20 protein-coding genes, 2 pseudogenes and 1 riboswitch are annotated in these 25417 nt (G+C 72.5%); of the genes and pseudogenes, 12 read left to right on the top strand and 10 right to left on the bottom strand.

The features are described 5' to 3' along the window. Positions 1-3 precede the first annotated feature (3 nt). The 3 genes from IF43_RS0121830 (at position 4) to IF43_RS0121840 (ending at position 4709) form a co-directional block, all read left to right on the top strand. Positions 4-2859, top strand: coding sequence for an ATP-binding cassette domain-containing protein (locus IF43_RS0121830; RefSeq protein WP_030203258.1), 2856 nt, complete (start codon positions 4-6; stop codon positions 2857-2859). Continuing rightward, the gene (locus IF43_RS0121835) at positions 2856-3611 is read left to right on the top strand and encodes an ABC transporter ATP-binding protein (RefSeq protein ID WP_030203259.1); all 756 of its coding nucleotides are present in this window, start codon (positions 2856-2858) and stop codon (positions 3609-3611) included. Before IF43_RS0121830 ends, IF43_RS0121835 begins: the two co-directional genes overlap by 4 nt. A gap of 300 nt (positions 3612-3911) precedes the next feature. Beyond that, positions 3912-4709 (top strand): aldo/keto reductase, encoded by a 798-nt coding sequence (locus tag IF43_RS0121840; RefSeq protein ID WP_051795834.1) that lies wholly within the window; start codon positions 3912-3914, stop codon positions 4707-4709. A 207-nt stretch (positions 4710-4916) separates the two neighbouring features. On the opposite strand, the gene IF43_RS0121845 is transcribed toward IF43_RS0121840, so the two are convergent. After that, complete coding sequence (locus tag IF43_RS0121845; protein WP_030203265.1) at positions 4917-5222, bottom strand: 4a-hydroxytetrahydrobiopterin dehydratase; 306 nt, start codon at positions 5220-5222, stop codon at positions 4917-4919. A 218-nt stretch (positions 5223-5440) separates the two neighbouring features. Between IF43_RS0121845 and IF43_RS0121850 the strand changes: the two genes are divergently transcribed. Then, the gene (locus tag IF43_RS0121850; protein ID WP_030203266.1) at positions 5441-7288 is read left to right on the top strand and encodes an FAD-dependent oxidoreductase; all 1848 of its coding nucleotides are present in this window, start codon (positions 5441-5443) and stop codon (positions 7286-7288) included. 24 nt (positions 7289-7312) lie between these two features. After that, on the top strand, positions 7313-8179 hold the full coding sequence (locus tag IF43_RS0121855) for a helix-turn-helix domain-containing protein (protein ID WP_078910347.1): 867 nt from the start codon (positions 7313-7315) through the stop codon (positions 8177-8179). Here IF43_RS0121855 and IF43_RS0121860 read toward each other — a convergent pair. Continuing rightward, a complete protein-coding gene (locus IF43_RS0121860) occupies positions 8165-8581 on the bottom strand; it encodes a hypothetical protein (RefSeq protein WP_030203274.1) in 417 nt (138 codons plus the stop codon). The two genes, IF43_RS0121855 and IF43_RS0121860, sit on opposite strands and share 15 nt — an antisense overlap. A 1374-nt stretch (positions 8582-9955) precedes the next feature. Continuing rightward, entirely contained in the window at positions 9956-10303 is a 348-nt protein-coding gene (locus tag IF43_RS41755; RefSeq protein ID WP_158939445.1) for a hypothetical protein, read from the bottom strand. A 613-nt stretch (positions 10304-10916) separates the two neighbouring features. Between IF43_RS41755 and IF43_RS42910 the strand changes: the two are divergent. Further along, positions 10917-11093, top strand: a pseudogene (locus IF43_RS42910) (site-specific integrase); the annotation flags it as partial. A gap of 155 nt (positions 11094-11248) precedes the next feature. Here the strand turns inward: IF43_RS42910 and IF43_RS0121865 are convergent. The 3 genes from IF43_RS0121865 to IF43_RS0121875 all read right to left on the bottom strand — a co-directional run bounded on the left by IF43_RS0121865 (position 11249) and on the right by IF43_RS0121875 (position 13017). Next, a complete protein-coding gene (locus tag IF43_RS0121865) occupies positions 11249-11893 on the bottom strand; it encodes a hypothetical protein (protein WP_158939449.1) in 645 nt (214 codons plus the stop codon). A gap of 237 nt (positions 11894-12130) precedes the next feature. Continuing rightward, complete coding sequence (locus IF43_RS36735; protein ID WP_199922762.1) at positions 12131-12568, bottom strand: hypothetical protein; 438 nt, start codon at positions 12566-12568, stop codon at positions 12131-12133. Positions 12569-12636: 68 nt separating this feature from the next. Then, positions 12637-13017 (bottom strand): hypothetical protein, encoded by a 381-nt coding sequence (locus IF43_RS0121875; RefSeq protein WP_051795806.1) that lies wholly within the window; start codon positions 13015-13017, stop codon positions 12637-12639. Positions 13018-13302: 285 nt separating this feature from the next. Between IF43_RS0121875 and IF43_RS0121880 the strand changes: the two genes are divergently transcribed. After that, positions 13303-13671: a hypothetical protein gene (locus tag IF43_RS0121880; RefSeq protein WP_037889488.1), complete on the top strand. Its 369-nt coding sequence runs from the start codon at positions 13303-13305 to the stop codon at positions 13669-13671. A 92-nt stretch (positions 13672-13763) separates the two neighbouring features. On the opposite strand, the gene IF43_RS0121885 is transcribed toward IF43_RS0121880, so the two are convergent. Then, on the bottom strand, positions 13764-14630 hold the full coding sequence (locus IF43_RS0121885) for a bifunctional 5,10-methylenetetrahydrofolate dehydrogenase/5,10-methenyltetrahydrofolate cyclohydrolase (RefSeq protein ID WP_030203291.1): 867 nt from the start codon (positions 14628-14630) through the stop codon (positions 13764-13766). A gap of 55 nt (positions 14631-14685) precedes the next feature. Next, positions 14686-14794: riboswitch (ZMP/ZTP riboswitch) on the bottom strand. A gap of 62 nt (positions 14795-14856) precedes the next feature. Here IF43_RS0121885 and IF43_RS0121890 point away from each other — a divergent pair. Further along, positions 14857-15615: a class I SAM-dependent methyltransferase gene (locus IF43_RS0121890; protein WP_030203293.1), complete on the top strand. Its 759-nt coding sequence runs from the start codon at positions 14857-14859 to the stop codon at positions 15613-15615. A gap of 421 nt (positions 15616-16036) precedes the next feature. Continuing rightward, a pseudogene (locus IF43_RS36740) lies at positions 16037-17535 on the top strand (RNA polymerase sigma factor). A 147-nt stretch (positions 17536-17682) separates the two neighbouring features. Here the strand turns inward: IF43_RS36740 and IF43_RS0121900 are convergent. The 3 genes from IF43_RS0121900 to IF43_RS0121910 all read right to left on the bottom strand — a co-directional run bounded on the left by IF43_RS0121900 (position 17683) and on the right by IF43_RS0121910 (position 21929). Next, a complete protein-coding gene (locus IF43_RS0121900) occupies positions 17683-19191 on the bottom strand; it encodes an amino acid permease (RefSeq protein ID WP_078910348.1) in 1509 nt (502 codons plus the stop codon). 76 nt (positions 19192-19267) lie between these two features. Further along, positions 19268-21409: a phage holin family protein gene (locus IF43_RS0121905; RefSeq protein WP_030203298.1), complete on the bottom strand. Its 2142-nt coding sequence runs from the start codon at positions 21407-21409 to the stop codon at positions 19268-19270. A 115-nt stretch (positions 21410-21524) separates the two neighbouring features. After that, a complete protein-coding gene (locus tag IF43_RS0121910) occupies positions 21525-21929 on the bottom strand; it encodes a hypothetical protein (protein WP_030203301.1) in 405 nt (134 codons plus the stop codon). 285 nt (positions 21930-22214) lie between these two features. Here IF43_RS0121910 and IF43_RS36745 point away from each other — a divergent pair, with 285 nt between their 5' ends. From IF43_RS36745 to IF43_RS0121925, 3 genes are all read left to right on the top strand, one after another. Beyond that, a complete protein-coding gene (locus tag IF43_RS36745; RefSeq protein ID WP_051795808.1) occupies positions 22215-23846 on the top strand; it encodes a glycosyltransferase in 1632 nt (543 codons plus the stop codon). A 112-nt stretch (positions 23847-23958) separates the two neighbouring features. Further along, entirely contained in the window at positions 23959-24723 is a 765-nt protein-coding gene (locus IF43_RS0121920; protein WP_030203308.1) for an MBL fold metallo-hydrolase, read from the top strand. Then, positions 24723-25403: a DedA family protein gene (locus tag IF43_RS0121925; protein WP_078910349.1), complete on the top strand. Its 681-nt coding sequence runs from the start codon at positions 24723-24725 to the stop codon at positions 25401-25403. Before IF43_RS0121920 ends, IF43_RS0121925 begins: the two co-directional genes overlap by 1 nt. Positions 25404-25417: the final 14 nt, after the last annotated feature.

Consider the following 25417-nt stretch of genomic DNA (forward strand, 5'->3'; position numbering starts at 1 on the left):
TCGATGGCGGACCTGCTGGGTTTCGTACTGAGCGGACTGGTCTCGGGCGCGCTGTACGCCCTGCTGGCCACGGGGCTGGTGCTGTCGTACTCCGCGTCGGGCCTGTTCAACTTCGCGCACGGGGCGACCGCGTTCCTCTGCGCCCTGGCCTTCTACGAGCTGCACTCGGGGCTCGGCTGGCCGGCCGTGCCCGTCGCGCTGCTGGTGGTGGCCGGCTTCGCGCCGGGCCTCGGGTGGGCGTTGGACCGGCTGATGTTCCGCAAGCTCGCGCGGGTCGGCCCCACGGCGCAGATCACGGCCACGATCGGCCTGCTGGTCGCGCTGCCGGCCGCCGGGCTGTGGGTCGTGGAGCTGCTCACGGACGCGGGCGTGCCGGGCGTACTGCCCGCGGAGAACCAGTTCGGGCTGCCGGGGATCGGGCCGAGTCCGGCCCGGTCCTGGCAGCCGGTGGCGGGCGTGGGCGTGGACTCCGACCAGCTCATCACGTGGGTGGCCACGGCCGCGGCGGCCGCCGGGCTGTGGGTGCTGCTGCGGCACACCCGGCTCGGGCTGCGGCTGCGGGCGGCGGTGGACGACCGCGGACTGACGGAGCTGCGCGGGATCAGCGCGGACCGGCTGTCGTCGGTGGCCTGGATGCTGGCCTCGGGCCTGGCGGGGCTGGCCGGGGTGCTGGCCGGACCCCTGCTGGGGCTGTCCGCCCACGACTACACCCTGTTCCTGTTCGTGTCGGCGACGGCCGCGGTGCTGGGGCGGTTCGCCTCGGTGCCGGTGGCCTTCGCGGCGGGGCTGGGGCTGGGCGTCGTACAGAACCTGGTCGCCGGGTACGCGTCCTTCGCCGAGCGGGTGACGGGGTTCCGCACGGCGGTGCCCTTCCTCATCCTGTTCGCGGGCCTGCTGGTGCTGGCGCGGCGGCAGCGGACGGCGGGGGTGGCCGTGGCGGACGCGCCGCCCGCCGACCACCTGGCCGGGGCCTCCTGGAGGCGGCGCTGGGGCGCCTGGTCGGTGGCGGGGCTGCTGGCCGGCCTGGCCCTGTACACGGTCACCACCCCCTTCTGGAGCGGCCTGCTCGCCCAGGGACTGGCCCTCGGCCTGGTCTTCATGTCGATCACGGTGGTCACCGGTCTCGGGGCGATGGTCTCGCTCGCGCAGGCCGCGTTCGTGACGGGCGCGGCGCTGGTGGCCGGCCTGCTGATGGGCCACGGCTGGCCGTTCGTCCTGGCGCTGCTCGCCGGTACGGGCGCGGCGGCCCTGCTCGGCGCGCTCGTGGCACTGCCCGCCCTGCGCCTGGGCGGCGGGCGTTCGCTCGCGCTCGCGACCCTGGCCCTGGCCTTCCTGGCCGACCAGGTGCTCTTCCAGCTCGGGTGGCTGCGCAACGGCGACGCCGGCTGGGCGCTGCCGCGCCCCGTGGTCGGACCCGTGGACCTGGGCGACGACCGGGCCTTCGGGGTGACGGTGCTGGTCCTCGTGGCGCTGGCCTGCTGGGGCCTGACCGCCCTCCGGGACTCGTCGTGGGGGCGGGCCGTGCTGGCGGTCCGCTCGGCCCCGGCGGCCGCGATGGCCTCGGGCGTCTCGGTGGTGCGCACGCAGCTGCTGCTGTTCGCGGTCTCGGCGGGGTTGGCGGGTTTCGGGGGCGTGCTGTACGCCTCGTACAACACCCGGGTCACGGCCACGGACTTCACGGCGATGACGGGACTGGTGTGGCTGGCCGTCGTGGTCGCCGCCGGGGTGCGTCGACCGCAGTACGCGGTGGTGGCGGGCCTGGTGTACGCCCTGGCACCGCACGTCCTGTCGGAGTGGGTGACCTCCTCGGCCCATCTCCCGGTGATCCTCTTCGGCCTGGCCGGCCTGGCCCTGGCCAACGACCCCGACGGCTACGTCGCGGCCGTCCCCCTCCGCCTGGCCGCCCGCCGCCGCCGACGCCTGGACGCGGCGGAGGCCGTCGGGCCGGAGGAGGGCGGGGGCACGGCGGCGGAGGGTGTCGGTGCAGCAGGGGTCGTCGGGGCGGCCACGGCCACGGCGACGGTGCCGATGGCGCGGCCGGCTACCGCCCCGCCCGGCCCGCCGGCCCCGGCCGCGGCCGACGTCCGAAACGCCCCGGACGAACCGGACCCGCCGGCGAACCCGAACGCCCGGCACTCCCCGCACTCCCCCCACTCCCCGCACTCCCCGTACGCGCTGGAACTGCGCGGCGTATGGGCCGGCTACGACGGCGGATCCGTGCTCCGCGGGGTGGACCTCGGCGTGCGCGCAGGGGAGATCCTCGCGGTCCTCGGGCCCAACGGGGCCGGAAAGAGCACCGCCTGCCGGCTGGCCGCCGGCGCGCTCGCCGCCGCGCGCGGCACCGTGCACCTCGGCGGGCGCGACGTCACCCGGCACGGGGCGGTGCGCAGGGCCCGTGCCGGGGTCCTGCTGGCCCCCGAAGGCCGGGGGGTCTTCCCCGCCCTGAGCGTCGAGGACAACCTCGCGCTCCACCTCGGCCACCCCGACGAGCGCGCATGCGTGTACGAGCGGTTCCCGCGGCTTGCCGCCCGGCGACGCACCCCCGCGGGCGCCCTGTCCGGCGGCGAACAACAGCTGCTCGCCCTCGCCCCGCTGCTCCAGCGCCCGCCACGGGTCCTGGTCGCGGACGAGCCCTCGCTCGGCCTGGCGCCGCGCGTGGTGAACGAGGTGTACGCCCTCCTCGGCGAGCTCCGCGCGACCGGCACCGCGCTGCTGCTCGTCGAGGAGAAGGCCGCCGAGATCCTTGGTGTGGCCGACACCGTCGCCTACCTCGCCGACGGTCGCGTCCAGTGGTGCGGGCCCCGCGCCGAGGTGGAGGCCGACCTGCTGACCGAGGCCTACCTGGGGGTGAGGGCATGAGCACCGGGGACGCGGGCCGCGCGCGCACGCCGTACGTGCTCGAGGCCGACGGCATCGGTGTGCGCTTCGGCGGGGTACGGGCCCTCGACGGGGTGTCGCTCGGGCTGCGCGGCGGCGAGGTCTGCGGCCTGATCGGGCCCAACGGGGCCGGCAAGACGACCCTGTTCGACGTCCTGTCCGGGATCCGCCGCCCCGACGCGGGAACGGTGCGCCTCGACGGCACCGACGTCACCCGCCGCTCCCCGGTCTGGCGCGCCCGCCACGGCATGCGCCGCACGTTCCAGCGCCAGCAGCTCTTCGGCCAACTGACGGTCGCCGACAACCTCCTCGTCGCCCAGGAGTGGCGCGGTGGCCGCGGCCGGCCCCTGGCGCGCGGGCGCCGGGCCCGGGCCGCCGCGGTGCTGGCCGACTGCGGGATCGCCGCGCTCGGCCGGGCGTACGCGGCCGCGCTGCCGGTCGGTCAGGCCCGGATGGCGGAACTGGCGCGCGCCGTGGCCGACCCGCCCCGGGTCCTGTTGCTGGACGAGCCGGCCTCGGGGATGTCCGCGCCGGAACGGGAACGGCTGGCGACCGTGGTGCGACGGCTGGCGGACGAGGGCTGCGCGGTGCTGCTGGTGGAGCACAACGTGGCCTTCGTGATGGAACTCTGCACCCGGGTCGTGGTGCTCGACCTGGGCACGGTGCTCGCCGAGGGCACCCCGGCACGGGTGCGGGCCGACCCCGCGGTGCGGGAGGCGTACCTCGGGACGTAGGCGCATGCGGGGACGCCGACCGCGCGGGAGTCGCCGTCCCGTGGTGTGTGGGAAGCGCCGAGGGGACCCACACACCACGGGACGGCCCCGAAGCGAGCCCGCCCACCTCACTCACCCCAGAATCACCCCCCTGCCCCCACCCGCACGCCGCCGTTCGGGCGCACCCGCGCCGCGGCGGGAATAGCCCCCCGGGCCGGCCGGTTGTCGCTGGTCGTACCCACCCCCGACCCGAGGGAACGACCCGTCGTGAACCAGGCTCCGCACCAGGTCCCCACCATCCGGCTCAACAACGGCATCCACATGCCCCAGCTCGGCTTCGGCGTCTGGCAGGTGCCGGACGCCGAAGCGGCGCAGGCCGTCGGGACCGCCCTGGAGGCCGGCTACCGCAGCGTCGACACCGCCGCCGTCTACGGCAACGAGGCCGGCACCGGCAAGGGCATCGCCGCGTCGGGCCTGCCGCGTGAGGACGTCTTCGTCACCACCAAGCTGTGGAACGGCCCGGGCGAGCGCTGGGGCCGCGACAACGTGCTGCGCGAGTTCGACGCCTCGCTCGCCAAGCTCGGTCTCGACTACGTCGACCTGTACCTGATCCACTGGCCGCGCCCGATGCGGGACGACTACCTGGCCATCTGGAAGGCGTTCGAGGAGATCGCGGCGAGCGGACGCGCACGGGCCGTCGGCGTGTCCAACTTCCTGCCGGCGCAGCTGGAACGGCTGCGCGCCGAGAGCGCGCTGGTTCCGGCGGTGAACCAGGTCGAGCTGCACCCGCTGTTCGCGCAGGCGGAGCTGCGTGCCCTGCACGCGGAGCTGGGCATCGCCACGATGGCCTGGTCCCCGCTGGGCCAGGGCAAGGACCTGCTGACCCGCCCGGCGGTGCTCGCCGTCGCGGAGAAGCACGGCCGCAGCGCGGCGCAGGTGGTGCTGCGCTGGCACGTGCAGACCGGCAACATCGCGATCCCGAAGTCCGTCACGCCCTCGCGCATCCGCGAGAACCTCGACGTCTTCGGCTTCGAGCTCGACGCGTCGGACATGGCGGCGCTGGACGCGCTGGAGTCGGGCCGCCGGATCGGTCCCGACCCGGCGGAGTTCGACGTCTGAAGGAGGGCGGACGGTCCGCGTCCCCTCTCCCACCGCCTCCGGTCGAAGGCCCGCGCGGCCTACCGCCGCCTGCGGGACTCCGTACGGACCCCGGGGCAACGCCCCCTGACCCTGCGCCGCAGCCCCCACCCGGACCCCCGGACCCCCGGACCCCCGACCCGGCACTCCTGAGCGCGAGGCGGCGGGGGCGGCCGGGGGACGCCCCCGTCAGCTCGCGCCGTGCACCGGCGCGAGGGCGTGCACGCGCTCGGCGAGGGCGAAGTCGCGGTCCGTCAGTGCGTCGCCGGCCGCGTGGGTGTTCACGGAGAGGTGGACGGTGTTGTAGCCGAGGGTGAGGTCGGAGTGGTGGTCCAGCTCGTCCTGCACCGCCGCGATGCCCACGACCAGCGCGGCGGCGGCGAAGTGCGACGGGGCCCGGAAGGTGCGGGCGAGCCGGTCGTCCTCCACGGCCCACCCCGGCAGCTCGCGCAGCCGGTCCTCGATGTCCTTCTGCGACAGCGGCTCCAGTGCCATGGTCCCTCTCCTCCGCCAACGGCCGTGCCCGGCATGACATGTGACGTCCAGTTCCCGTTCTGCCCCAATCTTTCACAGCACACCACGCGCTGACACGTTCCCGCCATTGTGCGGCCGGGTCCGTGTCGGGCCGGGCGCCGCTCTTCCGCATGGCGTGGGCGGTCCCTATGCTCCTCCGCCGGACGCAACCTGTTACCGGCGGTAGCTCGGGGGTCTGGATGAGTTCACGACGTACGTTCCTGGCGGGCGCGACGGTGGCGACGGCCGCAGCGGCCACGGCCGCCGCGGCCGGCCCCGCGACCGCCCGTGCGGCGACCGGCGTGCCCGCCGCGCACGGCGCGCCCGCCGCACACGGAGCACCCGCCCCGGCCGTCCCGTCCCCCGGGACCGCCGCGGCTCCCGCCCGGGTCGCCGTGCTCGGCGGCGGGGTCGCCGGCCTGACGGCTGCCCACGAGCTGGCCGAACGGGGCTTCGCCGTCACCGTCTACGAGCGCCGGGCGCTGGGCGGCAAGGCCCGCAGCATGGACGTCCCCGGCAGCGCCCGCGGCGGGCGGCGCCCGCTGCCGGCCGAGCACGGGTTCCGCTTCGTCCCCGGCATCTACCACAACCTGCCGGACACGATGCGCCGCATCCCGTTCGCGGGTAACCCGAACGGCGTGTGGGACAACCTCGTCACTCCCCCGGAGATGATGTTCGCCCGGGCGGGCGGCCGCGAGGACCTGCGCGCACCCATCCCCTGGTCGGCCGAGCCCGCGCCGCTCACCCCGGAGGAGGTGGGGCGGGCGCTCACCGGCATGCTGCAGACCTTCGTCCGGCTGCCGGCCCACGAGGTGGCGTACTTCGTCAACCGGGTCACGGTGTTCCTGACCAGCTGCGACGAGCGGCGCAGGGACGAGTGGGAGCACACGCCCTGGTGGGAGTTCGTACGGGCCGAGCGGATGTCCTCCGAGTACCGGCGCATCCTCGCCGTCGGCATCACCCGCAACATCGTCGCCACGAAGGCGGAGGAGGCCTCCACCCGCACCGTGGGCGTCCTCGGCGAGGCATTCGTGTTCAACGCCCTGGGCAGGGGCGCCGACGGACCGCCGGACCGGATCCTCGACGGCCCGACGAACGAGGCCTGGCTCGACCCGTGGACCGCCCATCTGCGGTCCCTCGGCGTGGAGTTCCGCATCGGCTGGACCGTACGCGACCTGGTCTGCACCGACGGGCGGATCAGCCACGCCGTGGTCGAGGACCCCGACGGCACGCCCGTACGCATCACGGCCGACCACTACGTGAGCGCCCTGCCGGTCGAACACGCCCGCCGCACCTGGGGCCCCGCCCTGCGGGCGGCCGACCCGATGCTGGCCCGCTGCGACCTGCTGCGCACCGACTGGATGACCGGCATCCAGTTCTACCTCACGCGCACCGCTCCGCTGGTCCACGGCCATCTCAACTGCATCGACTCCCCGTGGTCGCTGACGGCCATCCAGCAGGCCGAGCACTGGCATCGGCGGCGGCCCGGCCGCGGCTTCGCGGAGGTCTACGGCGACGGCACGGTGGTGGACTGCCTGTCCGTCGACGTGTCCGAGTGGGACAACCCCGGGATCCTGTACGGGAAGACGGCGAAGGAGTGCACCCGCGAGGAGATCGCCCGCGAGGTATGGGCCCAGCTCAAGGCCTCGCTCAACGACTCGGGGGCGGTCCGGCTGCGCGACGGCGACCTGCACTCGTGGTTCCTGGACCCGGGGGTCACGGGGACCGGCACGCCGCATCCGGCCAACGAGGACGAACTGCTCATCCACCCCGTCGGCACCCTGCACAACCGGCCCACCGCCGCGACCGCCGTCCCCAACCTCTACCTCTGCGGGGACTACGTGGCCGTGGACATCGACCTGGCCACGATGGAGGGTGCCAACGCCGCCGCCCGGGCCGCCGTCAACGCCCTCCTGGACCGGGCGGGTTCGACGTCGGAGCGGTGCACGGTGACGCCGATGTACCGGCCGCCGGAGCTGGAGCCCTTCCGGCGGCACGACCGGCTCCGCCACCGTCTCGGCCTGCGGAACGCGTTCGACCTGGGCTGACGCACGTCGACTAGGGTCACGGCCATGACGACTGCGACGTCGGCCGGGACACCGGTACCGGACAGGGGAGTTGGCGCGTCCACGAGGGGCCTTCCGGACCCGGGGGCCGGCGTGGGCCCGCTGCTGCGCGCCTGGCGGCAGCGGCGCCGGGTCAGCCAGCTGGAGCTGGCCCTGCGCGCCGACTCCTCGGCCCGCCACATCAGCTTCATCGAGACGGGCCGCTCCCGCCCCAGCGAGGAGATGGTCCTGCGGCTCGCCGAACACCTGGAGGTGCCGGTACGGGAGCGCAACGCCCTGCTCCTGGCCGCCGGTTACGCCCCGCAGTACACCGAGACCCCGCTCGCGGACCCCTCGATGGGCGCGCTGCGGGAAGGCCTCGAACGCCTGCTGACCGGGTACGAGCCGTACCCGGCCCTGGTCGTCGACGCGACGTACAACGTGATCGCGGCGAACCGCGGGGTCGCGATGATGCTGGACGGGCTGCCCGAGCACCTGCTCGCCGGGCCCCTGAACGCGATGCGTATCACCCTGCACCCCGAGGGGCTGGCCCCGCGGATCCACAACCTGCGGGAGTGGCGCGGCCACCTGCTGGCGCAGATGGAGCGGCAGATCGCGCTGGCCCGGTCGGAGCCGCTGCGCGCGCTGTACGCCGAGGTGTCCGCGTACCCGCTGCCCGACCGGCACCCCGAGGACCCGGGCGAGGACCCGGAGCCGGTCCCGTACTTCGCCCTGCCGCTGCGCATCGAACTCGGCGGCCGGATCCTGTCCTTCGTCTCGTCCATCTCGACCTTCAACACGCCGATGGACGTGACCGTCGCCGAGCTGGCCATCGAGACGATGCTCCCGGCCGACCCGGCGACGGTGAAGTTCCTGCGCTCACTGGGTCCGTGAGCGCAGCGCCAGCTGCTGGAGCACGGCGAAGCCGAGGACGGTGACGGCCTGGAGCGGGATCCACACCGCGCCGGCGGCGGTGGGCGTGAACCACACCACGAGGGCGACGACGCTCAGCGCGGCCCAGGCGAGGTTGGCCTCGATGACGAAGCGGACGCCGAGGGCGGGGGGCTCGCGGCGCGCCGCGAGCGCGCCGACCCCGAGGGCGTAGGCGGTCAGGAAGAGGCCGAGCTCCAGCACCAGACCCTCCCCCACGCCCAGCAGCCGCCCGATCGGCCCCGAGAGGGCGGCGTACGCGAGCCCGTTCGCCCCGGTGACGACGGCGTCGAGTCCGAGGAAGCGCCGGAGCATGCCGCTCGGCTCGGCGGTCCGGGCGATGCTGCTGATGAGGGTCGCGGACATGACGGATCAGCCCCTTCGAGGTCGTGGGTGCGGGATGCGTGGACCGGGCCCGGAGCCGAGTGCGCGGCTCCGGAACCCGATGCCCCCACTCTGCCGCCGCCCCCGACCCACCGCGATTACCTGCCAGGTAATCCGACCCCTCCTCCGGCCTCCGTCGTGCGCCCCCTCGTTAGCAGAGCCAGGGCGGTCGCTGGGGTTCGCCTACGTTCGCTGGCTGTTGCCTCGTGTGGCTCCCCGCGCCGGCAGAAGGCACCACTGTGAGTGCGGGATCGCCGCCCCCGACTCGGGAGCAGGGGCCGCGCATCGGCAGGCTGTCTGCTGCTTCTCGTTGCGGAGGGAGTGGCGAACCCTTCCCCTGACCTCTGACGATGCACCACCTGGGCGGGAGTTGCTGAGGAGCGGCGGTTATCGGCGGGCAGAGGTGCCCCTGGGCCGCCCTCAGACGGCCCAGCCAAGCGCTGATCTCAAGGAAGGGCAGCGTTCCCGCTCGCCCTGTCTGATCGCCCCAACGCCCGGCCCGATAGTACGAGGTGGAGGATTCAATCGGGGTTCAATGATTTGCGCGCCCTGGCATAGGTCACGTCGGCAACATCGAACCCCAGATTTCGGGCTGCATGCAGCAATTCTGGATCACCCGGATCGATCTCATTGATCACGGGATCTCGCCTCAGCTTGCCGCGAAAAAGATCCTTAATCACGTCGGCAGTTCTGTTTGACACGCCGAACAGGGGCGCCCATATAGCCCAACAAGCAATCCGGCCATGACGCGAAGTGTAATAGACGCCAGAGGGCGTTTCGACGTTCCCCAAGGTTTCATGCAATAGCGAGTCAGCTACAAAACACGTGAGTCGACGATTAGGTTGCATCAGGAGAGCACAATCCACATCCCTTGCCTCTATTCCCAAGAACTCCGAAATTCGACGACGGAGTGCCCCGATTGTATCCGGGTGACATATATCCACGTACCACCCGGACTCGATATCGAGCTCCACGATCCACTTACGCTCAAACCAGGATTGCGGGATTTTAGGCTTCGTGGATGGGCCGACTGTTTGTTCGCTCCAACGATCTTCTGACGCGTGGAACATCCCTCCAGTTATGGACGCCAGGGTGTGCGCGAGATCTTCGTTACTGCGTTCGGCGTAGGAGAGTGCCTCGTGATACGCCCCCCACTTGTCTTCAGCTGCGTATATCGTGGCAGCGAAAGACGAATCGAAGCGGCTCCATTTAAGTGTGGGTTCGCCCTCTCGTAGTGGAGGATTCAGAGGTCCGAACTCTCCACTCACTTTCCAGACCGGCGCGACAGGGGGCCTCCTGACGATCAGCCCAGTTTGATGGCACTTGAATGCACCTTCGGCTATCTCTTCAAGGTGCTCAGAGGCTCCATGCCCCTCCGAGGAATGCATCTGCAGCCTCCTCGAAATCCTTAACTCGCCCATCCCTGAGCGCAACGACGGGCGCCGTACTCAGCAATTTATTGCTTCCGGTAAACCAGAGCCGCGCCTCATCGTCCGACGTTTTATGAACCATCCTCCCCCAAACCGAATGCGCACTTCGCAAACGCTCCTGAACATCAGAGGGAGGCTCTGCGCCGTCTGAGTTTTCCCACTCACTTGGCTCGCGCACGTCTTTCGCACTAGACAGGACGGCGACGAGCGAGTTTCCCAGCCATTGGTTCAATTGGCGGGTAATGTCATGAATACTCAGGGTCGCCCCGTCCATGGAAACAGACTGTGTGGGCATTCTTCACTCCCTGCGACCGACCTTCGGACTTGGTCTAACAGCTAAATTAGCGGTCTTACGTCTTCAATGCATGCCGAGCACGCGGACCCGGAGCGACCATCGACGGCCCCGTTCGGGGGTCTCGCAGGACTGCTCAGCCCCGTCCACGACCTCGCACACTGCCTGCGCTGGTCACACTGGCGACGCCAGCACCAAGGCCGCGCACGGCTGTGTCATCACCGCAGGCAAGCCGTCGCCCGGCCGTTAAAATCAAGACCTACGCTTGGAGGACCACTGGCTCGTCAGACCACCGCGCCATCGTCGAGCGGCTTCCGGCCGGTACTCACGCGGGTGAGGAGCTGTCTTGATGAGATACAGGAGACTCCAGGCCACGCCGAAGCATTCGTCGTCGCTGAAGCAGTCCGCCAGGGCTTGAGCCTCCTTATTGGTCACGGGTCGCTCAATGCGATCCAACAGAGCTCCCGCGCGGTCAACAGCATCCTCAAGAACCTCGTCCGGCTCGCCGTCCTCGGACGGGAGTTTGCCCAGGGCAATGAAGTCAGCAACCCCCCGCGCGTTGCTCAACGACGCCGGCCTCCCGGCTCCCCACACCTGGACGACGCGGGAACTTCGAACGAGCTTCGTCTCCCTCCTCGCTGACCACGGAACACCGATCGAAGTCATCGCGAGGGTCGTGGGGCACAGCGGCACCCAGACGACTGAGACGGTGTACCGCAAACAGATCCGCCCGGTGATTACGGAAGGGGCCGAAGCAATGGACGAGATTTTCAGCCGGGCAGCGTGTAGTTCTCGCCCGGTCGCTCCCTCTATGGCTTCCCTGCCTGAGGGAACGAGATCTGTCATGGGCTTCACCTCGGAGGACGCGGTGCTCAAAGGCGTTGGCGTAGCGGCATTACCTGCCAGGTAATGGCCCGCTCTCCGTGACTACGCCGGCTCCAGCACGACGGCCGGCAGGGTGCCGTCCACGATCAGGGCCTTCGGCAGAGAGAGGCCGAGGAACTGCTCGACGACGCCCAGCGCAGTGTGGTGGACCTCCCTGCGGTCCAGCCCGGGGTCGGGCAGGTCGGCGGCGGTGAACAGGTCCTGGAGGCGGAGGGCTGTCGCAGCGTCCCCCGCGACCCCCTGGTAGCCCCACGAAGCATCCAGGTGCAGGTTGCACGCGCTCATGAGACGGCCGTCGTGGGCGTACTCGAACTGCGGGGGCACCGGCTTGCCGTTCTCCTCCTCGTACTCGAGCAGGCAGGCATGCACACCGCCGCGTGAGACAGGCTCCAGAGAGCCGAACTCGCCTTGCCAGCCTCCGTACGCGACCGCGTACGCCCAGTCTCCCGCACGGCCGAGACGCAGGCCGATGCCGTCGTAGAGGTCTCCGAAGGTGTCGTCCAGGAGCTCCTCGAGCGAGCTGCCGGTGTGCTCCCCGACGGCCACGGCGACGTATCGCATGTCGTCCACGTTCTCCGCGAGGCGATCGGCGAGTTCTTCCGGAGTGAGACCGCGGGCCAGTACCACGTGGTAGCCGCCGAAGGTGATGGACCGGGGCGCAGCAAGCCAGGTTGTTCCGTCTGTCATGGCGGCCATCTTCGCCCAGCTCTCTGACAACGGGGGGCGGGGCCGTGCGGCCCTTCCGCCACGGCGCGTCGGCGGCTCTTCTGCCGCTCCACGCTCGTCCGGCACGACCGGTGAAGACCGGCCGGATCGGAAGAGGTTCGTAGGTCCGGGAGCTTTTCAGGCGTGCTGAACCGCCCTGTGTCCGCAGAAGTCCCGCCCGCGGTCGGGGTCGTCGCCGAGCTAAGGGCTGTCCCGCAACTACTGACCGAGGTGGTCGCCTCTGACCGATGCGATCAGGTCTGGTTCGCCCAGGTGGGCGCGGTTGATCCGCCCGCGGCCTCGGACGATGCCTTCTGCAGCGAGTCGATTCCGAAGCCGACGGGGTGCGAGGGCGTCGTTGAAGCTCTCGATGAGGCCTCGGCCCGTATCGGCAAACTCGTAGCGGACCGCGTACGTGTGGCCCGTGTGCTGCCATTCGCAGCGGACCAGCGGGCGCACAAGGATGGCCTCGAACCAAGCAGCCGTCCGTTCGGCCAGCTCTGCTGGGTTTCCGACGGCTGTGAAGGTGAACTCAGTTGCCTCCTCCGGCAGTGAGAAGAGCTGGTTGTGGAGCTTGTCTGCGTGGACGACGGTCCCGTTGAAGTGGGCGCCCACGGTCAGGATTCCCTGGTTGCGCTGCGGATCGACGATGTCCAACCAGTGCCCTTAGACGGTGTCTCACGTGGCGATCTCGTCCCCTGCGGGGCTGAGGGCGGGCGGAGCCGTCAGGACGGCCAGCTGAGCCGGCCGTGCATGACGGTCGGGAGAGACGTGGGCATCTCGTCGGTGACCCAGGCGAACTCCAGGGCCGCGAGCGTGGCTCCCCGGTCCGCCCATACGAGGATCTCGCCGACGTAGGCGCCGGACGGGTCATGAACGTGCGCGTCCACGGGAACGAGCTCGGTCGGCAGTGCTGCATGCTCGCACGGTTCCCGGACCTGCAGATCGATGCTCACGGAGTCGGGCCCCCAGACAGCGGTTACCTCGGTGCGGTCCAGCTGACTCCGCAGTTGCGACGCGCCATCGAACTCCGCCGACAGGATGTGTTCAAGTACTGCGCGCTCGTCGGCGTTCAGCGGTCGCGGGTTGATGGAAAGAGGAGCCATGCGCCCATTCTGAGGTGGAGGGGCAACGAGCCCAAAGCCCCACCGGCCGTCGCCGGGGTGCCCAGCAGCGGCATCATGATCGTTCATGGGTGGGGATCTGTCGCAGCGGCTCGTGCGCAGCAAACTGCACGTTCTGACCGACGCGTCTTAGTCGGCGCTGCCGCGTTCAACCTTTTCGGGAGGTAAGCGGGGAATTCCTGGCAGGCGGACCGCGAGTTGCCGGGAGGGAATCCCGGGGTGAATGTGAACGGAGGGGCGGCGTCGAGCGGAAATCTGGAGCGCGTGATGGCGAAGATCAAGTTCGAGAGCGTGTTCGCGCCGGCCATGGAGGGCCACGGTCAGCGATCGATCATCCTCCGTGTGGACGACGAGGAGGTCTGGGAGGGGCACATCGGCCAGGGAGAATTCGCCGACATCAACGTGACATTGCCGATCCAGACGCTGTTCGTCGAGTTGGGGACCAGGAGATTCGACGAACACGGAAATCCCGACGGCTTCCTCAACTACAAGCACCTCGTCGAGATCCCACATCCCGCGGAGGAGGACGTCTGGAAGGTCACGCTCTTCGACGACAACATGACCCGGGCCCTCTTCCGGAGCCGTATCGAGGGCCTCGGAGGAAAATTCGAACTCGAAGTCTCCTTCCACGGCTGACCGGGACGACGCGCGACGCCCCGGGCGGTGGCCCGGGGCGTCGTGGTGGCCTTCGCGGCGGCGGAGGGTCGGGCGAGAGGGTCAGGCGAGGGTCAGGCGAGGTCGATGCCGAGCTGGGTGGCGGCGGCCTGGACGGTCTGCTCCAGGAGGACGGCGATGGTCATCGGGCCGACGCCGCCGGGGACCGGGGTGATCAGGGAGGCGACGGCGGCCGCGGAGTCGAAGTGGACGTCGCCCACGTTGCCCTCGTTGTAGCCGGCGTCCAGGACGACGGCGCCCGGCTTGATGTCCTCGCCCCGGATGAGTTCGGCCTTGCCGACGGCAGCGACCAGGACGTCAGCCTGGCGGACGATCGACGGCAGGTCGGCGGTGCGGGAGTGGCAGTAGGTGACGGTGGCGTCCTTGGCCAGCAGCAGCATGCCGGCCGGCTTGCCCAGGATGGCGCTGCGGCCGACGACGACCGCGTGCTTGCCGCGCAGGTCCACGTCGTACTCCTCCAGCAGGCGCATGATGCCGCCGGGGGTGCAGGACACGAAGCCGGGCTCGCCGAAGCTCATGGCGGCGAAGGAGTGCATGGTGACGCCGTCGACGTCCTTGGACGGGGCGATGGCCTCGAAGGCGGCGCGCTCGTCGATGTGCGCCGGGACGGGGTGCTGGAGCAGGATGCCGTGCACCTCGGGGTCCTCGGACAGGGCGGTGATGGCCGCGACCAGCTCCTCGGTGGTGGTCTCGGCCGGCAGCGGCACGTGGCGGGACGTGATGCCGGCCTTGGCGCAGCGGTTCCGCTTCATCTTCACGTACGTGACGGAGGCCGGGTCGTCGCCGACGAGGACGGTGGCCAGGCAGGGCGCGGTGCCGGTGGCCTCGGTGATCTTCCGGGCGTGTTCGGCGGTCCGCTCGGCGATGCGGCGGGCGACGGCGGTGCCGTCCATGAGGCGGGCAGTCTGGGCAGTCGTCACGGGGTCTCCTGAACGTCGCTGCGGTCGCGGCTAGCGGTACGCGGTAAACGGTTCGCGGTGTCGCCCAGGCGTGCGGCTGCGACGTACGAGGGCCCGTACGGCTCCCCGGTACGCGGGCCGCTCCCCGGTGGTGATCCACCCGAACGCCAGTCACGGCCCGCCGACCACTGTAGTCGAACCGGTAATCGGGTGGCAGCCCGGCCCCGACCGCTGGGATGATCGCGACATGACGCCCACTTTCGACAAACTGGTCGCCGAAGCCGAATCCGTCTCCGTCGAGGGCTGGGACTTCTCCTGGCTCGACGGCCGCGCCAGCGAGCAGCGGCCGTCCTGGGGGTACCAGCGGATGCTCGGCGAGCGGCTGGCCCGGGCGAGCGCCGCCCTCGACATCCAGACCGGCGGCGGCGAGGTGCTCGCCGGGGCCGGGCCGCTGCCGCCCCTCATGGTCGCCACCGAGTCCTGGCCGCCGAACGTCGCGAAGGCGACCCGGCTGCTGCACCCGCTCGGTGCCGCGGTGGTCGTGGACCCGGACGAGCCGCCGCTGCCCTTCGGGGACGAGGCGTTCGACCTGGTCAGCAGCCGGCATCCGGTGACGATCTGGTGGTCGGAGATCGCGCGGGTGCTGCGCCCCGGCGGCACGTACTTCTCGCAGCAGGTCGGGCCGGCGAGCGTCTTCGAGCTGGTCGAGTACTTCCTCGGCGCGCAGCCGGAGGAGGTGCGGCGCGCGCGGCACCCGGACGACGCGGTCCGGGACGCGGAGGCCGCGGGCCTGGAGGTCGTGGACCTGCGCGCGGAGCGGCTGCGCACCGAGTTCGGGGACATCGGGGCGGTGATCTACTTCCTGCGGAAGGTGATCTGGATGGTGCCGGGCTTCACGGTCGCCCGGTACAAGGACCGACTGCGGGAGCTCCACGACAAGATCGAGGACGAGGGTCCGTTCGTCGCGCACACCGCCCGCTTCCTGATCGAGGCCCGCCGCCCCTGATCGACGCCCGCCGACCGCGACCCACACCCGCCGTCGACGCCCGCCGCCCCCCGTCGACGCCCGCCGCGCCTGGTCGACGGCGCCGCGCGGCCCCACCCACGGCGGACTACTGACGCGCGCACGCCAATCCGGCCACCCCCCGGGAATGACGCTCCGGTCCGTCGCGTTGACGCTCCCGAGGGGACACATCGGGCGGTAAGGGGGCGGATGCTGCGGGGGGCGGAACGGTTGTCTCCCGGGAGCGTGGCGCAGGTCACTCAATTCCGTGCGTAACGAATCGACTCGGGCCGCCGATGAACCGACAGGTGTCCTCGTGCGGCCCAGTTGGACCGACCCGGTGGAAGCCGGATTGGTCCCGCGTCCTGCTGTCGCGCGATGATGTCCCGCCCGTCCTTAATCTGTTCGCAACGAGAGGCTCCTTGTGTCGCTCAGCCCGTCCCGTACGTTCCCGCCGGAGATCGCCGAATCCGAGGCCCTCGTCGCGCTCGTCGAGCGCGGCCGCGAGCAGGGTCACATCAACGGTGACGACGTGCGCATGGCCTTCGAGGCCGGCCGCATCCCGGTGGACCAGTGGAAGCGGGTCCTGCGCAGCCTGAACCAGGTCCTGGACGAGGAGGGGGTGGCCCTGCACGTCAGCGCCGCGCCCGCCGCCAAGACCGCCGCCAAGAAGCCGCGCAAGGCCGCGGCCGCCACGACCCGCAGCGTGGCCAAGAAGACCACTCCGACCGCCGCGCCGCGCCCCATCGGCGTGCGCAGCGCCAAGGCCACCGCGGCCGCCGCCGCGGCCGCCGCTGCCGCCCCCGCGGCGGCGATATCCGCTCAGCCGCAGGCCCCGGCCGCCGAGGGCACCGCCGTGGCCGACCCGGCCGCCGAGCCGAAGAAGCGCACCGTCAAGAAGGCCGCCGCCAAGAAGACGGTGGCCGCCAAGAAGACCGCCGCGAAGAAGACCACGGCCAAGGACGCCGACCCGGCTGCCGAGGAGATCAACCTCGAGGGCGAGGACTGGGCCGCGGAGATCACCGGCGGCGCCGCCGAGGAGCCCGAGGAGGACGAGTCGAAGGCGGGCGGCGCCGGCTTCGTGCTGTCCGACGAGGACGACGACGACGCCCCGGCGCAGACCGTCATGGTGGCCGGCGCCACCGCCGACCCGGTCAAGGACTACCTGAAGCTGATCGGAAAGGTGCCGCTGCTCAACGCCGAGCAGGAGGTCGAGCTGGCCAAGCGCATCGAGGCCGGCCTCTTCTCCGAGTTCATCCTGGACGAGGACGAGGCGAACGAGCTCGAGCGCGGCTACAAGCGCGAGCTGGAGATCCTCGTCGAGGACGGCAAGCGCGCGAAGAACCACCTGCTGGAGGCCAACCTCCGCCTCGTGGTCTCGCTCGCCAAGCGCTACACCGGCCGCGGCATGCTCTTCCTGGACCTGATCCAGTCCGCATCCCCGTGCACATGGTCGAGATCATCAACAAGCTCGCCCGCGTGCAGCGCCAGATGCTCCAGGACCTGGGCCGCGAGCCCACCCCGGAGGAGCTGGGCAAGGAGCTCGACATGACCCCCGAGAAGGTCATCGAGGTCCAGAAGTACGGGCGCGAGCCGATCTCCCTGCACACCCCGCTGGGTGAGGAGGGCGACAGCGAGTTCGGTGACCTCATCGAGGACTCCGAGGCGGTCGTGCCGGCCGACGCGGTCTCCTTCACCTTCCTCCAGGAGCAGCTGCAGTCGATCCTCGGCACGCTCTCCGAGCGCGAGGCCGGTGTCGTGTCCATGCGGTACGGCCTGAACGACGGCCAGCCGAAGACGCTGGACGAGATCGGCCGCGTGTACGGGGTCACCCGCGAGCGGATCCGGCAGATCGAGTCCAAGACCATGTCGAAGCTGCGCCACCCGTCCCGCTCCCAGGTGCTGCGCGACTACCTCGACTAGTCGCACCGCGCCCGGTCCCGGCGACCCGGCGGCACGTACCGGAGGCCCGGCCCCCTCGCGAGGGGGCCGGGCCTCCGGCCGTCGCGCCGTGAGCGGCAGCGACGCCCCCTGCGGGATCAGGAAGGCCGGGTCCCGGCCGCTGCCCGGTTACCGCCAGGCGGGCCCGGGTACGGTCGCCCCGGCGGGCTCCCGTACCGCCTCCTCCACGGCCTCCCGCTCGGGCTCCCCCACCGCGGCCCCGCGTACGGCCTCCCGCTCGGGCTCCCCCACCACGGCCTCCCGTTCGGTCTCCGGTACGCGATCGCCCGCGGCCCGGTCGCGGCGGGCGGCCATCCAGGCGTACACGGCCACACCGGCGAAGAGGAACAGCACGCCCTGGTACACGGCCGCGTACCCGGAACCCGCCACCAGCCAGACCGAGAAGGCGAAGGCCCCGCCGGCCAGGGCGGTGTCGCGGACCAGTCGGCCGCGCCGGACCCGCTCGCGCTGCCCGGAGACGAGGAAGTAGAGCTGGGCGGCGCTGGAGAGCAGGTACGGCACGGTGGCGGTGAAGGTGGTGACCAGCACCAGCGTCTCGAAGACCCCGCCCGCCCCGAACGCGTAGTTGTACACGGTCAGGGACGAGGCGAGCACGGTGGTGACGAGCACGCCCGCCACCGGCACGCCGCGCCGCTTGACGGTGAACACCCGCGGGAACAGGCCGTCGTGGGCGGCCGCGTACGGGGTCTGGGCGCTCAGCAGCGTCCACCCGTTGAGCGCGCCGGTCATGGACACGAGGGCCGCGACGGCGACGGCCGTGCCGCCCCAGGTGCCGCCGAACATGGCGTCCACGGCGGCCGAGAACGGCGCCTGGGAGGCGACGAGTTCGTCGTGCGCGACCAGGCCGAACACGGCGAGGGTGCCCAGCAGGTAGACCAGTGCGGCACCGAGGGTGCCGAGCACCGTGGCGCGGCCGACGTTGCGGCGGGGGTCGCGGACCTCGCCGGCGCTCACGGCGGCGGACTCCACGCCCAGGTAGCTGAAGAGCAGGATCGCCGCGGAGGCCGAGACGGCGCCGAGGGTGCTGTGGCCCTCGGTGCGGAACGGTCCGAGGTGGGCGGGGTCGAAGAAGAACAGCCCGCCGACCGCGACCAGCAGCAGGGGCACGAACTTCAGCACGGTGGCGACGAGCTGGACCGCGCCCACGTACCGGGTGCCGGCCAGGTTGGCCAGCGCCGGCAGCCACTGCACCAGCAGCGCGGCCGCGCACATGGTCAGCGGGCTGCCGCCGACCGGGAGGAGCACGTCGAGGTAGCCGACGGCGGCCACGGCCAGGGCCGCGTTCGACACCCAGGTGGTGATCCAGTAGCTCCAGGCGGCGAGGAAGCCGGCGAAGTCGCCGAACGCGGCGCGCGCGTACACGTACGGGCCGCCGGTCTGCGGATGCCGCTCGGCCAGCCGGCCGAAGACCAGGGCGAGGGCGATGGCGCCGGCGGTCAGCACGCCGAAGGCGACGAGGCTGACGGTGCCGAACGGCGCCACGCTCGCGGGGAGCAGGAAGATCCCGCCACCGATGATGTTGCCCATGACCAGGGCGGTGGCGACCGGAAGACCGAATCGCCGGGTGTGGGGGCTCGTGGCCCGCTCGGACGTCTCATGCGCAGGGGTGGGCGTCATGGGGTGGTACAGGCCTTACGTCGTGCTCCGTTGCGAAAACCCGACCATGGTCCGGTACTCCGCAGGAGCCGCAAAATCACCGTGTTTCGTCCGGTACGGCGGCACCACCGGGCGGAATTGTTGCGTCCGCGGCGCCTTCCGGCCGGGGATCCTGCGGGGCCGCCTGCTCCAGGGGGACCTGCGGCCCGGCCGCCTCGCGCAGCCACCGCCGCAGCACCCGGTGCACCCGCTCGGCCCCGGCCGGCTCGCCGGGGGCGGACAGCTCGACGGGCCACATCAGGAAGGGACGGCCCTGTTCGCCGCCCAGGCCGCCGTGCGAGCCGATCTGCTCCTCGAAGGCGTGCACCTCGCCGGTGTCCGGCCGGTACGCGGAATTGACCATGACGTCCGCGACGTGCGGGAACGCGTCGGCACGCCGGACCGCCTCGGCCGCGCCCGGGCCGAACGCGGCGAGCAGTGCCTCGGCGGCTCCCGGCTCGTCCAGCCGGGCCTCGGCCCCGCCGGCCGCGAGCAGCACGGACCCGCCCGCGCCGTCCCGGACGAGCAGGAAGCCGATGCCCGGATGGTCGGCGAGGGTGCGCAGCAGGGCCGGGTGGCGGCGTTGGATGCGCTGTCGGGTCAGCCGCCCGGGCACGTCCGGGAAGGAGATCAGCCCGAGGTTGCCCGAGGCCAGCACGACCGGACCGGCGCCGGCCGCCCCCTCCCCTCCGCCCGCCTCCTCCGGATGCCCGTCCTCGTCGGGCCGGTGCAGGGCGGCCCGTACGGCGGCCCGGGCCTCGGCCCCGCTGCGCGAGCGCCGGGCCCCGCGGGGTACGGGCAGCCCGCAGCCGGCCCGGACCAGGTCCTCCAGCGTGAGCCCGTACCGGCTGCGGAAGGGCTCCCCCGGGCTCTGGCCGTGGTCGGAGAGCACCACGAACCGGTAGGGGCGCGGGGCGTGCTCGGCGACCCTCGCGAGCAGGGCGACGGCCCGGTCCAGCCGTCGCAGGACCCGCTCGGCGTCCCGGCTGTGCGGGCCCGAGTGGTGGGCGACCTCGTCGTAGGCGACGAGGTCGGCGTACACGGCGGCGCGCCCCGCGAGCAGGTCGCCGATCACCGCCGCCACCACCACGTCGCGCTCGACCACGGTGGCGAAGGCGCGGACGAAGGGGTACGCCCCGCCCCGGGACACCCTGGGCCGGTCCCCGCGCAGCCGGGCGCGCACGGACTGCCCGATCTCCCGGCCGACCTCGGCGACCAGGGAGAGGGCGGTGCGGACCGCGTTCGCGGGGTCTGAGAAGTACGCGAAGTAGCCGGCGCGGGACCGGTTGGCGCGACCGCGCCGGGCGGCCACCGACAGCACCAGGGCCAGCTGGTCCGCCCCGCCGCTGAAGAGGTTGCCGCGGCTCGCCCCGTGGACGGTGAGCAGCCCCCCGTCGCGGGTGCGGGCGATGGCCCGGCGCTGCAGCTCTGCCGCGCTGGTGGGCCGGTTGCAGACCATGACCTCGCCGGTGTCCTTCTCGTACCAGCGGAAGGCGGGCACGTCGAAGGTCGAGCCGTGCAGGATGCCCAGCTGGCTGGCGCCGGTCTGGCTGGACCAGTCGGTGCGCCAGGGGGTCACCCGGTGGGTGCCCTCGTCGAGCCAGCGGGCCAGGGTGGGCAGCACGCCGCGCTCGACCGCCCGGCGCAGCACCTCGTGCCCGACGCCGTCGAGCTGCAGGAAGACCGTGCCCGGCGCGGACGCCGTCGGCCCCGCCGGACCGTCGCGGTGCCGCCGCCGGCGCCGGGCGGCCAACCGGTAGAGGCGGCGCCGGTAGGCGTCGTCGTCCCGGACCGCGAGGGCGGTGGAGGTGGCGGAGGCGACCGCGGACATGACGGCGGCCACGACCACGGCGGTCCGCGGATCGGCCTCGCCGCGCCCGTCGGGAACGAGATCGAGGGCGAGCAGCAGCAGGGAGCCGTTGAGGAAGAAGACCAGCAGGCCGAGGACGAGCGCGGGCACCAGCAGCAGGGCCCGTACGAGCACCGGCCAGACGAGGGCGCCCAGCAGACCGAAGGCGCCGGCTCCCCAGGCGGCGGTGAGGGCGATGCGGGTGATGCTGTCGCCGTCGTCGGACTGGAGCCGGAAGTCGGGCAGCAGGCCGGCGAGGACGAGCATGGTCAGGGTCGACACCGCCCACACGGCGGTCACCCGCAGCAGGGTCCCGCCCGCGGTCCGCCAACGCGAGTGCCTCCGCCGCATCCCGCACCCCCGCTCGCCGCCACCGCTCCCCGTCAGCGTCGCACGAAGCGGTCAGAAGCGGGAGTTCCGGACGGATCGGAGCGAAGCCCCCTCGGCTCCTCGGCTCCTCGGCTCCTCAGCTCCCGTCGTACCCCGCCGTGGGCATCGACAGCCGCCGGTGCACCTCGGCCTTCATCGCCGAGGTGTACGTCGGCTCGGCCTGCCCGACGGTCTCCAGCCGCACCCCGCGCCGCGCGCACTCGGCGGTGAACTCGTCGACCGACCGCAGCGCCCGCTCCAGGACGCGCCGGTTGGCCGCGACGAAGAGGTCGACCTGCCCGGCCTCGACGTCGGACCAGAGCCCGCAGTGGTCCGGGCGCAGACCGTAGAAGAAGAGCTGGCGGGTGACGACGTACCCCTGGTCGGCGGCCCAGCGGGCGCACATGGCGTGCTGACCGCGGGTGTCGACCACGAACGGGTCGGCGTCGAGCTGTTCGAGCGGGGCCAGGCTGGCGATCGCGGCCACGCGCACCTCATCCATGGCGCCGAACCATACTCTGATCGAGGGCATCCGAGGAGGGGGCGGTACGCGGCGAAATGCGCCCCAAACCCCAAGCCGAACCCACCCCGACCCGGTGTCGAACCCGTACCGACCCGGTGTCGAACCCGTACCGAGCCCGAATCGGACCCGTACCGCACCAGGAGACGAACCCGTACCGCACCACGAGCACGAAGCCCCAGTGAAGCCCCGCCGCCCCCGTGCCCCACCCGGCATCGGAACGCCCGGTGGTGGACGCACTCCGGGCCCCCCGCATACTGACGTGCCATGAGCACGTACACCTCTCCTCCGCCCGCCCCCGCCGAGCGCGTGCCGGACATCTCCGTGATCATCGCGGTCTACAACGCGATGCCCTACCTGACCGAGTGTCTGGAGTCCGTGGCGGGCCAGTCCCTGGGACTGGAGCGGATCGAGGTGATCGCCGTCGACGACGGGTCGACCGACGGCAGCGGCGCCGAGCTGGACCGCTGGGCGGCCCGGCACCCGCAGTTCCGGGTGGTGCACCAGCCCAATTCGGGCGGTCCCAGCGTGCCGCGCAACCGGGCGCTGGACCTGGCCCGCGGCCGGTACGTGTACGTGGTCGACGCCGACGACTACATCGGCCCGGAGACCCTCGAGCGGCTCCTGCGGATGGCCGACATGCAGGGCAGCGACGTGGTGCTCGGCAAGCTGGTGGGGCTGGGCCGGGCCGTGTCCGACAAGGCGCACCGGCACGCCGAGCAGGTAGACCTGTACACCTCCGAGGTGTACCGGGCCCTGCACAGCGCCAAGCTCATCCGCCGCCAGATCCTGGAGCGCGACCGCATCCGCTACCCGGAGGACCTCTGGTTCGGCGAGGACCAGCTGTTCGTCACGGCCGCCTTCCTGGCGGCCGGGCGGATATCCGTGGTCGGCGACTACGACTGCTACTACCTGCGGCGTCGCGAGGACGGGCAGAACATCACCTCCCGGGGCCGCACCGCCCACGAGACGGTGGAGCACATCGAGCGCGTGATGCGGATGGTCGCCGAGCGGGTCACGGACCCGGTCGGGCGCCGGCGCATGCTCGGCCGCCACTTCCGGGCGCTGCTCTCCAAGGCGCTGCGGCCGGCGGCCTGGGCGCGTCGCGACTACCCGGAGTTCGCCGCCGAGGTCTACCGGCGCGGCCGGGCGCTGTGCGAGGCGTACTGGACGCCGGACATGACGGGCGAGCTCACGCAGATCGACGCGATCCGGATGTACTGCTTCCTGGGCGGGGCCGTGGAGGCCTTCGAGCAGCTGGCGGTGTACGACCCGGCGAAGAACCCGCCGGAGCAGCTGTCCGAGGGGGGCCGGCTGTACCGGCTGTTCCCGTACTTCCGCGATCCGGCGGTGGGGCTCCCGGACGAGCTGTACGACGTCACGGACACCGTCCGGGCCCATCACCACCTCCAGGCGATGGCCTGGAAGGACGGCCTGGTCCGGCTCACCGGGCACGCGTACCTGGAGTCGGCGGCCCCCGACGGCGTGACGGCCGGCGAGCTGCTGCTGCGCGAGCGGGCGACGGGCCGCGAGCTGTCCGTGCCGGCGGCCGCGCGGCCGACCCCGGAGCTGGCGCAGGAGGGCGCCCAGCGCGGGGTGGACCTGACGCGGGCGGGCTTCCGGGCGGACCTGGACCTGAGCCGGGTGGACGGCGGCGGACCGCTGCAGCCCGGGGTGTGGGACGCCTTCCTGACCGTCCGGGCCGCGACCGGGCTGGAGCGGACCGTGCGGCTGGGCCGCGCGCACGGGCCGGAGCTGGACAAGACCGCGCGGCGCTCGCGGGTGCTCGCGCGGGACGAGGCGGCGGGGACGGAACTGGCGGTCTCCCCGTTCTTCACGGCCAAGTTCGACAACCTGAGCTTCGAGGTGGTGCGCCGGTTCGCGCCGCCGGGCGAGTGAGGGCGCGCGGACGACGGCACCTCCCGCCGCCCACCGGGTGAGGACGGTCCCGACCGGGCCGGTCGGCCTACCCTCGTAGGGGGCGGGCCGTCGCGGTCGAGGAGGGGTGCGCGTGCCGGTGCGGATCACGTGGTGGGGTCATGCCACCTGTACGGTCGAGGAGTCCGGCGTACGCGTGCTCACCGACCCGCTGTTCGCCGGCCGCCTCGCGCACCTGCGGCGGCGGCGCGGGGCGCTGCCGCCCCCGGAGGCGGCGGCGGCCGACGTGGCCGTCGTCTCGCACCTGCACGCCGACCACCTCCACCTGCCGTCGCTGGCGCGGCTGGCCCCCGGTACGCCGGTCCTCGTGCCGCGGGGCGCGCCCCGCGCGGTGCCGGGGCTGGCGCGGCTGGGGCACCTCGCCCTGGCCGAGCTCGGGCCGGGGGACGCGGTGCGGGTCGCGGGGTTGCGGATCCGGGCGGTCAGCGCCCTGCACGACGGGCGCCGGCTGCCGTACGGTCCGCGGCTGGCGCCGGCGCTCGGCTACGTGGTGGAGGGCGAGGACCGCACGTACTTCGCCGGGGACACCGGGCTGTTCGCGTCGATGTCCGCGGAGGTCGGCCCGGTGGACGTGGCGCTGCTGCCGGTCGGCGGCTGGGGCCCGTTCCTGGGGCCCGGACACCTGGACGCGCGGCGGGCGGCCCGGGCGCTGGCCTCGCTGGCCGCGCCGCGCCGGGCGGTACCGGTGCACTACGGCACGTACTGGCCGATCGGCCTGGACGCGGTGCGGCCGCACGAGTTCCACGCGCCGGGTGAGGAGTTCGTGCGCCATGCCGCCGAGCTGGCCCCGGAGGTGTCGGTGGCGGTGCTCGCGCACGGCGAGAGCGTGGTGGCGTGATGGTGCCCGCGGGGGCCGGCGCGCTGCTCGTCGGAGGTCCGGTGCCCGGCGGGCTCGTGGTGCTGGGTGCGGCGGCGGGGACGGTGCCGGACGAGTCGACCCAGCAGGTGGTGGGCTACCCGGCGCTGTTCGTGCTGGTGGCGCTGGGGGCGCTGGTGCCGGTGATCCCCACCGGGGCGCTGGTGAGTTCGGCGGCGGTGGTGGCCTTCCACCACCGGACCCTTCCGGTGGGGCTGCTCCTGGTGTTCGCGGTGGCCGCCTTCGGGGCCTTCGTGGGCGACGTGGCGCTGTACTGGCTGGGGCAGCGCGGGGTGCGCTCGCGGACCGGCTCGCGCCGGCTGTCGGCGCTGCGCGAGCGGGTGGCCCCGGAGCGGCTGGAAGCGGCGCAGCGGCAGCTGACCGAGCACGGGGTGGCGGTGCTGGTGCTGTCCCGGTTGGTCCCGGCGGGCCGCATCCCGGTGATGGCGGCCTGCCTGCTGGCCGGGATGCCGCTGCGCACGTTCGCCCGCGCCGACGCCCTGGCCTGCCTGGCCTGGGCGGCGACGTACCAGCTCATCGGCATCCTGGGCGGCTCCCTCTTCGCAGAGCCGTGGAAGGGCGTGGCACTGGCGGTGGGGCTCACGGTGCTGCTGAGCGCGGGTCCGACGGCCTGGCGGCGGCTACGTCGCCGTCCGTCCTGAAGGCAGCTCCTCGC

It is taken from the genome of Streptomyces sp. NRRL S-87 (genome assembly GCF_000719335.1).
In the GTDB taxonomy this organism is placed as follows: Bacteria; Actinomycetota; Actinomycetes; order Streptomycetales; family Streptomycetaceae; genus Streptomyces.

Bases quoted from the DNA above. Each gene is read 5' to 3' on its own strand.
- IF43_RS0121900 (WP_078910348.1), bottom strand. From the start codon at position 19,191: ATGACGCCCACCCCTGCGCATGAGACGTCCGAGCGGGCCACGAGCCCC.
- IF43_RS0121905 (WP_030203298.1), bottom strand. From the start codon at position 21,409: ATGCGGCGGAGGCACTCGCGTTGGCGGACCGCGGGCGGGACCCTGCTG.
- IF43_RS0121910 (WP_030203301.1), bottom strand. From the start codon at position 21,929: ATGGATGAGGTGCGCGTGGCCGCGATCGCCAGCCTGGCCCCGCTCGAA.
- IF43_RS0121830 (WP_030203258.1), top strand. From the start codon at position 4: ATGGCGGACCTGCTGGGTTTCGTACTGAGCGGACTGGTCTCGGGCGCG.
- IF43_RS0121890 (WP_030203293.1), top strand. From the start codon at position 14,857: ATGACGCCCACTTTCGACAAACTGGTCGCCGAAGCCGAATCCGTCTCC.
- IF43_RS0121875 (WP_051795806.1), bottom strand. From the start codon at position 13,017: ATGGCTCCTCTTTCCATCAACCCGCGACCGCTGAACGCCGACGAGCGC.
- IF43_RS36745 (WP_051795808.1), top strand. From the start codon at position 22,215: ATGAGCACGTACACCTCTCCTCCGCCCGCCCCCGCCGAGCGCGTGCCG.
- IF43_RS0121925 (WP_078910349.1), top strand. From the start codon at position 24,723: ATGGTGCCCGCGGGGGCCGGCGCGCTGCTCGTCGGAGGTCCGGTGCCC.
- IF43_RS0121860 (WP_030203274.1), bottom strand. From the start codon at position 8,581: ATGTCCGCGACCCTCATCAGCAGCATCGCCCGGACCGCCGAGCCGAGC.
- IF43_RS41755 (WP_158939445.1), bottom strand. From the start codon at position 10,303: ATGGACGGGGCGACCCTGAGTATTCATGACATTACCCGCCAATTGAAC.
- IF43_RS0121855 (WP_078910347.1), top strand. From the start codon at position 7,313: ATGACGACTGCGACGTCGGCCGGGACACCGGTACCGGACAGGGGAGTT.
- IF43_RS0121850 (WP_030203266.1), top strand. From the start codon at position 5,441: ATGAGTTCACGACGTACGTTCCTGGCGGGCGCGACGGTGGCGACGGCC.
- IF43_RS0121845 (WP_030203265.1), bottom strand. From the start codon at position 5,222: ATGGCACTGGAGCCGCTGTCGCAGAAGGACATCGAGGACCGGCTGCGC.
- IF43_RS0121840 (WP_051795834.1), top strand. From the start codon at position 3,912: ATGCCCCAGCTCGGCTTCGGCGTCTGGCAGGTGCCGGACGCCGAAGCG.
- IF43_RS0121880 (WP_037889488.1), top strand. From the start codon at position 13,303: ATGGCGAAGATCAAGTTCGAGAGCGTGTTCGCGCCGGCCATGGAGGGC.
- IF43_RS0121865 (WP_158939449.1), bottom strand. From the start codon at position 11,893: ATGACAGACGGAACAACCTGGCTTGCTGCGCCCCGGTCCATCACCTTC.
- IF43_RS0121835 (WP_030203259.1), top strand. From the start codon at position 2,856: ATGAGCACCGGGGACGCGGGCCGCGCGCGCACGCCGTACGTGCTCGAG.